Consider the following 13,509-nt stretch of genomic DNA (forward strand, 5'->3'; position numbering starts at 1 on the left):
CATGAATAAGACTGTACTGTTACTTCTTATGTTTTTTACTTGTTTGAATGCATTTTCTCAAGATGCGCCAAGAAGACCTAAAATAGGATTGGTGTTGAGTGGAGGTGGAGCAAAAGGGTTTGCCCACATAGGTGTTTTAAAAGTACTCGAGGAAGCAGGAATAAAGGTAGATTATATTGGTGGGACTAGTATGGGAGCTGTTATTGGGGGGCTTTATGCCATGGGATACAATGCCAAACAAATAGATTCTATAATACGGGTAACCAATTTTAGTAACATCCTTAATGATTTTATACCCAGATCCTCTAAAAACTTTTATGAAAAAAGGAATGATGAATTGTATGCACTTATACTTCCTTTTAATAAATTTAGAATAGGTTCACCCGAAGCATTGTCTAAAGGGATGTATAACTTCAATTTGTTGAGTAGGTTGACATTACCCGTTAGACATATTCGAGATTTTAATGCTTTGCAAATTCCTTTTTTGTGTATAGGGACTAATATTGCTTTGGGGGAACAAGTGGTTTTTGACAAAGGAATCCTAGCCCAGGCTTTGGCGGGGAGTTCCTCGTTGCCCTCTGTTTTTTCGCCAGTTGTTATTGATGGAAATTTGATTATTGATGGAGGAGTAATCAATAATTATCCAATAGAGGAAGTTAAAAAACTGGGGGCAGATATTATTATTGGAGTAGATGTTCAAAATGGTTTGCTAAACAAAGATCAACTAAAAAGCGCCACTAAAATTTTCTTTCAAATCACCAATCTGCAAATGATTGAGAAAATGAAAATAAATGCTGAAAAAACCAATATTTATATAAAGCCTAACATTGTAAATTACGGAGTGGTGTCTTTTGATAAAGCTTCAGAAATTGTAAAAAAAGGTGAAGATGCCACATTTGCAGTTTATGAAAAAATTGCCCTTTTAGCGGACAAATCGGAACCTTACCATAAATCGGAGTTGCGTTTAGAAACAGATAGTTTGAGCATTGCTTCCATTAAAATTAATGAATTAGAAAATTATTCCAGAGATTATATCATTGGAAAATTACGAATTAAACCAGAGACAAAAATAAGTTTTAAAGATTTAGAATCAGGAGTGAATAACCTCAATGGGACCCAGAATTTTAGTGCTGTGAGTTATTATTTTGATAAAAATGGTGAACAGGATGATTTGATTCTTAATTTGACTGAGAGTCCCGTTAAAACTAATTTGAAGTTTGGATTGCATTATGACGGTTTGTACAAAAGTGCCGTGTTGGTTAACATAACGAATAAAAAAACTTTTTTAAAGAATGATTTTTTATCAGCAGATTTAGCTTTAGGAGATAATGTAAGGTATTATTTTGACTATTATATCGATAACGGTTTTCGACTCAGTTATGGTTTTAAGTCGCAATTCAATCAGTTTAACGAAAACATTCCAAGTAGTATTTTTAGACGCAATACCCATGATTCAAATTTCATAAACATTGATTATTCTAACTGGTCTAATCAAGTCTATATTCAATCCATATTTGCTCAAAAATTTCTCATAGGGGTTGGTGCAGAGTTTGAATATCTTAAAATAGCTTCGGAAACATTGGGTGTTGATTCCAATATTACCAATAATACGTATTCCAGTCTATTTGGGTATATAAAATACGACTCGTATGATAATAAATATTTCCCTAAAAGCGGATGGTATTTTTCTGGAAACCCTCAATTCTACATGTATTCATCGGATGATTCCTCAAATTTTGAGCCCTTTTCGATACTAAGTGCAGAGGCGGGTATTGCCAAAACCATTTTTGATAAAACGACAATTAAGCTTCAGGCCGAAGCTGGGGCATCAATAGGAAGTAGGAGCGTGCCTTATTTCGATTTTGTTTTGGGGGGTTACGGATTCTATACTACTAATTATTTCAAGTATTTTTATGGTTATAATTTTTTGAGCCTTGCTGCAAATAGTTATTTAGAGTCAACCATTACAGTGGATTATGAAATTTTCAAGAAGAATCATATCAATTTTTCGGCTAACTATGCTAATTTGGAAGATGATCTTTATGATTCATTAGATTGGTTTTCATTGCCTAAATATTCGGGCTATGCACTTGGGTATGGTTTAGAAACTATTATAGGTCCCGTTGAGGTAAAATATTCTTGGTCTCCAGAAACAAAAGGTTCCCATCTTTGGTTTACTGTTGGTTTTTTATTCTAATAGTAGTATATTAAATAAAAATTACGACATTTGTAATGATGAAAACAAATTGGATAGGTTTATTAGAGTATCTTCAATTCTTAATCAAGAGAAATCCGGAGTGATTAATTGTGTCAATTAATCAAGTAGAGCATTAACCATTGAATCTGATACTAGGATTGTTGCACTTTTCTTAATATAGAGTGCTGAGTATTGATTTTCTATTATTTTATCTTTTGCAATAATAAAGATGAAATTAGTTAGGGTTGTTGCTAATTGTTCAAAATCTAATTTTTTAAAAATCATGCCGATATATCACAAACTAGGGAATTTCCCTCAAAAAAGACACACCCAATTCGAAAAGCCTAATGGAGGGTTTTATTATGAACAACTCTTTGGAACAGAGGGGTTTTACGGACATTCTTCGTTGTCTTATCACATTCACAGACCCACACAGGTCAAAGAAATTCTAAAATCCTATTCGGTAGAACCTAAAATTGCAATTGGCAAGAATATAAAGTCATTGTTGTTAAAAGGTTTCGAATTAAAACCCGAAGATGATTTCTTAGACAGTCGTAAAGCCATGTTAATCAATAAAGATTGCATCATAGGATTGGCAGCGCCCAGAAAATCACTGACGGCTTATTTCTATAAAAATGCCGACGCCGATGAAATGATTTTCATTCACAAAGGCAAAGGAAAACTTCGCACCATGTTGGGGAATATTCCTTTCGTGTATGGGGATTATTTGATTATACCACGCGGAATCATTTATCAAATCGAGTTTGAAACCGAAGAAAATCGCTTGTTTTATGTAGAATCCTATGCGCCTTTTTATACTCCAAAACGCTATAAAAATGAGTCAGGACAACACTTAGAACACTCGCCATTTTGCGAACGTGATTTCATTTTGCCAAACGAACTAGAGTCCCATGACGAAAAAGGTGATTTTGTCATCAAAATGAAAAAGGAAGGTATGATGCATGAAGTGGTTTATGCCACCCATCCTTTTGACGTAGTAGGTTGGGACGGTTACAATTTTCCGTACGGTTTCAGTATTCACAACTTCGAACCCATTACAGGACGTGTGCATTTGCCACCGCCTATTCATCAAACATTCGAAACAAGCACTTTTGTAATTTGTTCTTTCGTGCCAAGATTGTACGATTACCATCCAAAAGCCATTCCCGCACCGTACAATCACAGCAATATAGATAGTGATGAAGTGTTGTATTATGTAGATGGTGATTTCATGAGTCGCAATAATATTGAGCAAGGACATATTACCTTACACCCCAAAGGAATTCCGCACGGTCCCGCCCCAGGAGCTATGGAGCGTAGTATCGGACACAAAGAAACGTTGGAATTGGCAGTAATGGTTGATACCTTCCGTCCGCTTATGGTTACCGAAGAAGCGATGGGAATAGACGATGGACAATATTATAAATCTTGGGTAGACTAGGTCATTGCGAGGAACGATAGTTATCTGGCAATATCATTAAGTTAAGAAATTTTAGATTGAAGATTAACGATTTCAGATTTGGAGTTACTCAATGTAAGATTGTCAATTTTATAGGATCGGTAACATCTAAAATCAAAAAGCGTTAATCAAAAATCAGCAATCATTTTATCCTTAACTTAATGACAGTGAGTTAGCAGGGCTTTAGTACAATCAATAACATTTTCGGAATCAAAAAAATCCGAATTAAAAAATAAACACAATGGCAAAAGAAGTAAAATCAGTAGAATACGGATTAGAGAAAATATTTGAAGGAGCACAAGATTTCCTTCCTCTTTTAGGAACCGATTATGTCGAATTCTACGTAGGTAACGCAAAACAATCGGCGCATTATTATAAAACCGCTTTTGGTTATCAATCATTGGCCTATGCCGGATTAGAAACAGGAGTAAAAGACAGAACCTCTTATGTGTTAAAACAAGACAAAATCCGAATTGTTTTAACCACTCCCTTAACACAAGATTCTCCTCTTCACGATCATCTGAAAAAACATGGAGATGGAGTAAAAGTAGCCGCACTTTGGGTTGAAGATGCAAGAAGTGCTTATGAAGAAACTATGAAACGTGGTGCTCGTTCTTTTATGGAACCAACAGTGGAGCAAGATGAATTTGGAGAAGTAGTTCGTTCTGGAATTTATACTTACGGAGAAACAGTTCACATTTTTGTGGAACGAAAAAATTACAAAGGTGTTTTCTTACCAGGTTATAAGGAGTGGAAATCCGATTATAATCCGGAACCAACCGGTCTTAAATACATAGATCATATGGTTGGAAATGTGGGTTGGAACGAAATGAATACTTGGGTTAAGTTTTATGAAGACGTAATGGGATTTGTAAATTTCTTGTCTTTTGATGATAAACAAATCAACACTGAATACTCTGCTTTGATGAGTAAAGTAATGTCAAACGGAAACGGAAGAATCAAATTTCCTATCAACGAACCAGCCGAAGGTAAGAAAAAATCACAAATCGAAGAGTACTTAGATTTTTACGGCGGACCAGGAATTCAGCATATTGCCATTGCAACCGATGATGTTATAAAAACAGTATCTCAGTTAAAAGCAAGAGGAGTAGAATTTTTATCGGCACCACCACATGCCTATTATGAAGCTATTCCAGAGCGATTAGGCGTGCACATGGACATGATGAAAGAGGATTTGGCCGAAATAGAAAAACTAGCCATTATGGTAGATGCCGATGAAGATGGTTATTTATTGCAAATTTTTACGAAGCCAGTACAAGATAGACCTACTTTGTTTTTTGAGATTATTCAAAGGATGGGAGCCAAAGGTTTTGGTGCAGGAAACTTCAAAGCGCTTTTTGAGTCAATAGAGCGCGAGCAGCAATTACGAGGAACGTTGTAAAATTTAATTATTTTTGCATTATCAAAAAAAATAATAGTTAATTAACACTTAAAACTGCAAATGTTGTGTTAAACTCGAATTTTCACTAAGAAAACCTTGGTTTATACAATACCTTTGTAGTCGCAAATTGAGAGGGGGTGGTTTCCTTCTTAGTTTCATATAAATTTTCATAATTTATAGTTTTTTGGTTAGTTAATAGCATAAAAACTCAGTCATTAATTTGACTGAGTTTTTTTGTTTTAATACATTTGAGGATGTTTTAATTTTAATGAATTTCTAACCAATGAAAAAAATTGCAATTTTCTTGTTATTGCTGGTAACCTTTGGCTTTGACACACAAAAAGAAGAGGCTTATTCTGCTGGGGAGTTTCTAAAATTCAAAGTGCATTACGGAATAATAATTGCGGGTTACGCTACAATCGAAGTAAAGGAAGCTACCCTAAATGACCAATCCGTCTATCATGTTATTGGTAAAGGCTATTCTACAGGAATGACTAAATTCTTTTTTAAAGTCGAAGATCTGTATGAAAGTTATATTGACAAGGACAGCAGAAATCCTTATAGATTTGTTCGAAAGATAGATGAAGGTGGTTATACTAAAAATCAAGAAGGATTCTTTGATCAAAGATCGAATAAAATAACAATAAAAGATTACAAACACAAGACCGAAAAAACGTTTGGTTTTTCTAAGAATACCCAAGATATTTTGTCCTCTTTCTATTATTTAAGGAATTACCCCAACATCAATAAAATCAAACCTGGAGAATCCGTTACTATTGATATGTTTTTTGATGATGAGACTACAAAATTTAAGTTAAAATTCATAGGAAGAGAGGATATTACAACTAAATTTGGCGTTGTTTCTGCAATGATCTTTAGGCCTTTGGTGCAATCTGGGCGAATATTCAAAGAAAAAGAAAGTTTAACAATTTGGATTTCAGATGACTATAATAAGATACCTGTCCGAATAAAAGCAAACCTTTTGGTAGGATCGCTAAAGGCAGATTTGGAAGATTACAGAGGATTGCAACATCCGTTTAAATTAAAATTAAAATGACAATAAACGATACCACAGCATCAATTTTAAATGAGATTGATCAAAAATACCAAGCCATAAACCAAAAAACAGAGACTCATCTTGAAGGGCTGCTTTGGTCAAAACCAATAACCTATTGGGATTACATTCAAACGGATGCTTTGTTGAATTTACAAATTCAAAGAACGACGCTACCTGACGAAATGGTTTTTATCATGTACCACCAAGTCAATGAATTGCTTTTTAAAATGATCCTTTGGGAGATGCATCAAATCTCGTATGCTGAATCTCTGACTGCCGATTTTTTTACCGAAAGGTTAATGAGAATTAGCCGTTACTTTGATATGCTTACCACATCATTTGATATCATGGGTGACGGAATGGAAGTAGAGCAATACATGAAATTTAGAAACACACTGACTCCAGCAAGTGGTTTTCAAAGTGCACAATACAGAATGATAGAGATCGCCTCGACGGATTTAATCAATCTGATCGATTACCGTTTTCGAGCGACTATTGATAGAAACACACCTTATGAGCACGCTTTAGACCATATGTATTGGCAAGCAGCTGGGAAAGATCATCAAACGGGTGAAAAATCCTATTTGTTGTTAGAGTTTGAACGCAAATACAAAGCGGCATTTATAACACAGATGAAGGAATACAACACTATAAATCTTTGGCAAAAATTCAAGCAATTACCGGAATCAGATCAAAAAAAACCGGAGTTGGTAAAAGCGATGCGTCATTACGATCATACCGTAAACATTACATGGGTTATGGGGCATCTCAATGCGGCCAGAAAATACATTGACAATGGAAAAGGTGATGGCGAAGCGACTGGAGGAAGCGATTGGAAAAAATACATGCACCCAAGATACCAAAGAAGGATTTTCTTTCCAGAATTATGGAGCGAAGAGGAATTGGTCAATTGGGGAATAGAAAAATAAAATAGATATATAATAAAGAGGTAGTTTGAAACAAGTCATTATAATTTTAGCAGTATTGTTTTCTTTATGGTCCTGTAATAGGAGTGAAGATACCCTAGGAGATGTGGCAGTAAAAAAACAGTCAAAAATCAGTGACTTTGGATTTACTTTGTCTGATTATAACGTGGTTAATGACACCATAAAATCAGGGGACACTTTCGGGAGTATTATCCAAAAACAAAACATTGGTGACAAAAAAGTGTATGACATTGTTGGGCAGGTAAAAGATACTTTTGACGTGCGCACCATTAGAATAAACAAGCCTTATACACTACTTAGATGCAAAAGCAAAACCCATAAACTTGACGTTTTTATTTATCAACCAGATGCGTTGCATTATTATGTCGTTGATTTACGTGATTCTATAGCAGTTGCTCACAAGAAAACGAAGCCTTTAACTTTAAAACGAAGAACGATTGGCGGTGTGTTAAAAGGATCTTTGTCCGAAACGCTAGAATCGGCAAAAGTAGAAGGGGCATTGGCGAGTAAAATTTCAAAAATATTTGCGTGGTCTGTCGATTTCTTTAAACTAAAAAAAGGAGATCGGTTTGGATTGACTTTTACCGAAAGATACATCAATGATTCTATTTACGATGGAGTTGATAGTCTCGAAGCGGCTTTTTTTGAATATAAAGGCAAGATCATTTATGCTTTTCCATTTGAACAAAATCAAGGTTCTGGTAAAATAGAGTACTACGATGAAGAAGGAAAAACGTTAAAAAATTTCTTTCTTAAAACCCCGATCAAATTTAGTCGTATTACCTCTCATTTTACTTCAAACCGTTTTCATCCCGTGCAGCAAATATGGAAAGCGCACAAAGGAACCGATTATGCGGCACCTTATGGAACGCCTATTTCTACAACAGCTGCCGGAACAGTTGAACAAACAGGCTATACAGCAGGAAACGGAAACTTTGTTAAGGTGAAGCATAACAGTACTTATTCTACTCAATATTTACACATGTCCCGAATACTAGTAAGACGCGGGCAACATGTCAATCAAGGGCAAACCATTGGATTAGTAGGAAGTACAGGATTAGCTACTGGGCCGCATGTATGCTATCGTTTCTGGAAAAATGGAGTCCAAGTAGATGCTTTACGATTAAAATTACCCAACGGAGAACCAATGAACGGGAAAAATAAAGAACGATTTTCAAAACAAATCGAGCCTTTGAAATTTGAATTAGATAGCGTTTCTAATCTTTAAAAGATTTAAGATTGTTGATTAACGATTTTGGATTGCAGATTTTCGGTATCGATAAATTCTAATGTTGGTGATTTATAATGAAATAAACAGCATTTAATTTTAACCATATAAGAAATATAAGGTCATTTAAGCTAGATGAAAAAGCAATCACTTATCTGTTCTTACATTCCTTATATGGTAAGCTTTTTCGTCGCAAACCATACGCTTGGGGAGTCGGGAGTGTTTTTAACTTATATGTCTTATATGGTTAAAAATTGACGTCGCTGATTTTAGAATAGGGGTTTTTATTTTCCTGTTTTGCCATTAAATTGTTATATAATAAACTGATTTTAGTCCATTCAAACTTATTTCAGTAAATTTGGGCAATTTAAAAAACTAAAATTAAATGGCTTTAAACACAATAAACCCAACGGAAACATCTGCTTGGAAAAAACTTCAGGCGCACTATACTGAAATGCAAAAGGCTTCGATGACAGCAATGTTTCAAGCCGATACTTCAAGAACCGAAAAATTTCATTTAAAATGGAATGATTTTTTGGTTGATTATTCCAAAAACAGAATCAATCAGGAAACTATTGATTTGTTACTGGAATTAGCAAACGAAACGGGTTTGAAAGATGCTATTTCCGATTATTTTGGTGGAGCAATTATCAATCAAACCGAGAATAGAGCGGTTTTGCATACGGCTTTACGCGCTCAAGAATCGGCTGTAATCAATGTAGATGGCATCAATGTAATGCCAGAAGTATATGCCGTAAAGAACAAAGTTAAATCGTTTACAAGCGAAGTAACTTCAGGGCAAAGAACAGGATATACCGGAAAACCATTTACAGATGTTGTAAATATAGGGATAGGTGGTTCTGACTTAGGACCTGTAATGGCGGTTGAAGCTTTACAGTTTTATAAAAATCATTTGAATGTACATTTCGCATCGAATGTAGATGGAGATCACGTAAATGAGATTATCAAAAAGCTGAATCCAGAGACTACCTTATTTGTAATCGTTTCTAAAACCTTTACCACTCAAGAAACCTTAACGAATTCGGAAACCATCAAAGCTTGGTTTTTAAAAACGGCTAGTCAAGAAGATGTAGCCAAACATTTTGTGGCGGTTTCAACCAATATTCAAAAAGTAACAGAATTTGGGATCAATCCAGACAATGTATTTCCGATGTGGGACTGGGTTGGAGGTCGTTTCTCGTTGTGGAGTGCAGTTGGGCTATCTATAAGTCTTGCCGTTGGTTTTGATAATTTCGATGACTTATTAAGTGGTGCCAATGAAATGGATGAGCACTTTAGAACTGCCGATTTTGACAAAAACATTCCTGTAACCTTAGCCTTATTGAGCGTTTGGTACAATAACTTTTTTGGTGCCGAAAGTGAAGCTTTGATTCCGTACACACAATATTTACAAAAGCTAGCGCCTTACTTGCAACAAGGAACTATGGAGAGTAACGGTAAAAGTGTAGGTCGTGATGGGAAACCAGTAAATTATGAAACGGGAACTATTATTTGGGGAGAGCCAGGTACCAATGCCCAACACGCCTTTTTTCAGTTAATCCACCAAGGAACCAAATTGATTCCTTCTGATTTCATTGGATTCGTAAAACCATTATACGGGGACGAAGATCATCATGATAAATTGATGTCTAACTTTTTTGCTCAAACCGAAGCCTTGATGAATGGTAAATCTCAAGAGCAAGTACAGGCAGAATTTGACAAGCAAGGTCTTAGTGCCAAAAAAGCAAGTGTACTTTTGCCTTTTAAAGTGTTTAGCGGTAACAAACCAACCAATACAATATTGATTCAAAAATTAACACCTAAATCTTTGGGGTCTTTGATAGCCATGTACGAACATAAAATTTTTGTGCAAGGGATCATCTGGAACATCTTTAGTTTTGATCAATGGGGAGTAGAACTCGGAAAACAATTGGCTAATTCTATATTGGAAGAGATCAACACAAAACAAGTTGCAACCCACGATAGTTCTACTAAATTTTTACTGAATCATTTCTTAGAAAACAAATAGTTAACTTTTTGTAAATAATACCATTAATTATTATAGTCCAATGGTTTTGGTATAATAATTGAGAAGCCCTGATTTATGATAATCAGGGCTTTTTTTATAAATAAAAAAGCATAAATTTTTCATAAATCCAAAATAAAACTATTATTTTGGATTTTCGAATTATTATATTCTTAGTATTTATGTTTAAATTCAGATAAAAACGCAAAATATTAATCAATTAATAAAAATATGCTTATTTAGTATGCGTGTATAGTAAAAAGTGTAATAACTTAATGTTTCCTTAACATTTATTGATTCAAATGTTATAATTTTGCCAAAAATATTTAAACAAACAATGATGACTACAATGAAAAATTGGGTGCTTACTGGATTGCTATTTTTAGTGGTTTCAACCGTGTTTTCACAAGGGAAAATTACTGGAACCATTACAGATGGACAAGGTCCTTTGCCTGGAGCAAATATTGCGATTAAAGGTTCAACTAGTACTTCGACAGGTTTTGATGGTAAATTTACCATTACTGCTTCTGCAAATGCTGGGCAATTAATTATTTCTTACATTGGTTATGAAAACCAAACAGTTAAGTTCACAGCTTTAAACAACGGTACTACAGATTTGGGTAATATTGTTTTGGTGTCTAATTCAAATGAATTGAGTGAAATAGTTGTTAAATCAACTGTTGTTGACGTTGCAAAAGGCAGAAAAACTCCTGTTGCTGTATCTACGATTAAAGCCGCGGAGATTCAAGAAAAATTAGGGACTCAAGAATTTCCTGAAATTCTAAAAAACACACCTTCAGTATATGCTACAAAAGGTGGTGGTGGTTTTGGAGATTCAAGAATTAATATTCGTGGATTTGCTCAAGAAAATATAGCAGTAATGGTTAATGGAATGCCTATTAACGACATGGAAAACGGTCGCGTTTTTTGGAGTAACTGGGCAGGATTGTCTGATGTTACATCAGCGATGCAAGTGCAAAGAGGTTTAGGTTCTTCAAAATTGGCTGTTTCATCTGTTGGGGGAACAATAAATATTCTTACTAAATCTTCTGACAAAAAAGAAGGAGGATCAATTTCTACTGGTTTTGGAAATGCAAATTATTTAAAAACTCAAGCTTCTTATAATAGTGGGAAATTAGATAATGGACTTTCGGCTTCTATTTTATTGGCTCAAACTCAAGGAGATGGGTACGTAAACGGTACTGACTTTCAAGGAGTAAACTATTATGTGGCTTTAGGATATGCTACTAAAAATAATAAACATGATTTTCAATTGACTATAACGGGGGCTCCACAATGGCACAACCAAAGAGCTACTGCTTCTACAATTGCCACTTACCAACAATACGGTTCGATGGATGATCCAAATGTAAGGTACAATGCCGATGCAGGGTATTTGAATGGGGAAAAATACAATATCAATAAAAATTACTATCACAAGCCGATTGCATCTATCAACTGGGATTATGCAATTAACGAAACGACTAAATTATCTACGATACTTTATGCTTCATGGGGTCGTGGTGCTGGATCAAGAACTGCAGGTGGAATTAGAGGAAAAGCATATAACGACGTAACTGCCTTTAGAACGGCTGACGGATTGGTAGATTATGATAAAATTCAAGCCTACAATTCTGGCGTACCTGTCATGATTAATGGTTTTACGGGTCTTCAGACTAGAACTAAAATCGGGGGAGTATATCAAAATAGTACTGCTTCCGGGTCTAATGCTAATACTCCTGCTGCTGCTAGTTCGGGTACTTCTGGTATCTCTCAAACTTCTTCTATTAATTCACATGACTGGTATGGTGGAGTGATTGACTTGAATAAAAAATTAAGCGAAACGTTAACTTTGGATTTTGGTGTTGATGCTAGATCTTACAAAGGGTATCATTATACCGTTTTGAATGATTTGTTGGGTGGGAATGAGTATTTAGATAATAGCAATGTTAATTATCCAAATAGACATCTTACTACAACTTACGATACGGATGTTCAATGGAATGTTTTTGAGAATAAAGATTATGAAAAAATTGCTTTTAATAGTACTGGAAACGTAACTTGGTATGGTGCTTTTACGCAATTAGAATATTCTAAAGACAATTTAACGGCTTTTGTGCAAGGAGCAGTTTCTCAACAAGGATTTAAAAGAGAAGATGATTTTGTATATGCGCCAACAAATCCTTTAGCTTCTACGGATTATGAGAAGATATTGGGAGGTAACGTAAAAGGAGGAGCTAACTATAACATCAACGAAAATCACAATGTTTATGTAAATGCTGGATACTATTCAAAGCAACCATTCTTTAATTCAGTTTATCCAAATAACAGATCTCTAGTAAATCCTAATCTTACCAATGAGAAAATATTAGGCTTTGAAGGTGGATATGGTTTCCGTTCAGCTAAATTTAATGCTAACTTAAACGTTTACAATACTCATTGGGATGATAGATATTTAAGAGGGAATGCGCTTCCAGCTTCTGCAGCTACTTCAACTACTCCAGCTATTATTGCTAATTCAACTTATTCAGAATATTTAGGTATTAATGAGGTGCACTCTGGAGTTGAACTTGAGATAAACTCACCTATAACCGATAAATTGAGAGTAAATGCTATGTTTTCTTATGGAATATGGGAATACAAAGGGAATGCTATTAGTAATTCTTATTTGTTGGCGGATAATACAGCTGTTCCCGGGTTCACTGATGTTACGCTATATATGGACAAAGCTAAAGTAGGTGATGCGGCTCAAATGACAGCTTCTTTGGGAGCTTCTTATGAGGTTTTGACAAGAGTAACTTTAGATGCAAATTATAATTTTAATAATAATTTATATGCTGGAATTACTCCCGCTAATTTCTCATCGGCTACCAATAAAGGAGCGTTAGAATTGCCGTCTTATGGATTGATGGATGCTGGTTTCTCTTATAAAATGCTTGTTGGTGCAAAGAAAGACAAGTCAATGAATTTTAGAATAAATGTGAACAACGTTTTAGACGAAACGTATATTGCTGAATCTAGAACTAACATCTTTGCTGATGATAATATAGATTCAAAAATCCCTGCAAAAGGGACTTATACTTCAAATGGACTGATTTACGACGGAGTTGCAACTGCCAACCAAGTTTTCTTCGGATTTGGAAGAACTTGGAACTTTAGTATGCGTTACGATTTCTAAAAAAAGAATAAAAAT

Annotated in this window: 8 protein-coding genes; all 8 read left to right on the plus strand. The window is 34.9% G+C overall.

Features of this window, described 5'->3' with window-relative positions:
* Window position 1: 1 nt before the first annotated feature.
* The 8 genes from FNW52_RS03795 to FNW52_RS03830 all read left to right on the plus strand — a co-directional run bounded on the left by FNW52_RS03795 (window position 2) and on the right by FNW52_RS03830 (window position 13,494).
* Window positions 2-2,197, plus strand: a complete 2,196-nt coding sequence (locus FNW52_RS03795; RefSeq protein WP_143376133.1) for a patatin-like phospholipase family protein — start codon at window positions 2-4, stop codon at window positions 2,195-2,197.
* 283 nt (window positions 2,198-2,480) lie between these two features.
* Window positions 2,481-3,638, plus strand: coding sequence for a homogentisate 1,2-dioxygenase (locus FNW52_RS03800; RefSeq protein ID WP_143376134.1), 1,158 nt, complete (start codon window positions 2,481-2,483; stop codon window positions 3,636-3,638).
* Window positions 3,639-3,897: 259 nt separating this feature from the next.
* Entirely contained in the window at window positions 3,898-5,058 is a 1,161-nt protein-coding gene (gene hppD, locus FNW52_RS03805) for a 4-hydroxyphenylpyruvate dioxygenase (RefSeq protein WP_143376135.1), read from the plus strand.
* 283 nt (window positions 5,059-5,341) lie between these two features.
* On the plus strand, window positions 5,342-6,115 hold the full coding sequence (locus tag FNW52_RS03810) for a DUF3108 domain-containing protein (RefSeq protein WP_143376136.1): 774 nt from the start codon (window positions 5,342-5,344) through the stop codon (window positions 6,113-6,115).
* The gene (locus FNW52_RS03815; RefSeq protein WP_143376137.1) at window positions 6,112-7,044 is read left to right on the plus strand and encodes a tryptophan 2,3-dioxygenase family protein; all 933 of its coding nucleotides are present in this window, start codon (window positions 6,112-6,114) and stop codon (window positions 7,042-7,044) included. The genes FNW52_RS03810 and FNW52_RS03815 overlap by 4 nt, the downstream gene beginning before the upstream one ends.
* A gap of 25 nt (window positions 7,045-7,069) precedes the next feature.
* On the plus strand, window positions 7,070-8,290 hold the full coding sequence (locus FNW52_RS03820; protein WP_143376138.1) for a peptidoglycan DD-metalloendopeptidase family protein: 1,221 nt from the start codon (window positions 7,070-7,072) through the stop codon (window positions 8,288-8,290).
* A gap of 385 nt (window positions 8,291-8,675) precedes the next feature.
* Window positions 8,676-10,319, plus strand: coding sequence for a glucose-6-phosphate isomerase (gene pgi / locus FNW52_RS03825; RefSeq protein WP_143376139.1), 1,644 nt, complete (start codon window positions 8,676-8,678; stop codon window positions 10,317-10,319).
* A 337-nt stretch (window positions 10,320-10,656) separates the two neighbouring features.
* Window positions 10,657-13,494, plus strand: coding sequence for a TonB-dependent receptor domain-containing protein (locus FNW52_RS03830; protein WP_143376259.1), 2,838 nt, complete (start codon window positions 10,657-10,659; stop codon window positions 13,492-13,494).
* Window positions 13,495-13,509: the final 15 nt, after the last annotated feature.

The sequence above is a fragment of the Flavobacterium sp. ZT3R18 genome (genome assembly GCF_007097385.1).
Classification (GTDB): Bacteria; Bacteroidota; Bacteroidia; order Flavobacteriales; family Flavobacteriaceae; genus Flavobacterium.

Excerpts from the sequence above, each read along its gene's own strand:
- pgi (WP_143376139.1), top strand. The coding sequence starts at position 8,676 with ATGGCTTTAAACACAATAAACCCAACGGAAACATCTGCTTGGAAAAAA.
- FNW52_RS03810 (WP_143376136.1), top strand. The coding sequence starts at position 5,342 with ATGAAAAAAATTGCAATTTTCTTGTTATTGCTGGTAACCTTTGGCTTT.
- hppD (WP_143376135.1), top strand. The coding sequence starts at position 3,898 with ATGGCAAAAGAAGTAAAATCAGTAGAATACGGATTAGAGAAAATATTT.
- FNW52_RS03795 (WP_143376133.1), top strand. The coding sequence starts at position 2 with ATGAATAAGACTGTACTGTTACTTCTTATGTTTTTTACTTGTTTGAAT.
- FNW52_RS03815 (WP_143376137.1), top strand. The coding sequence starts at position 6,112 with ATGACAATAAACGATACCACAGCATCAATTTTAAATGAGATTGATCAA.
- FNW52_RS03830 (WP_143376259.1), top strand. The coding sequence starts at position 10,657 with ATGACTACAATGAAAAATTGGGTGCTTACTGGATTGCTATTTTTAGTG.
- FNW52_RS03800 (WP_143376134.1), top strand. The coding sequence starts at position 2,481 with ATGCCGATATATCACAAACTAGGGAATTTCCCTCAAAAAAGACACACC.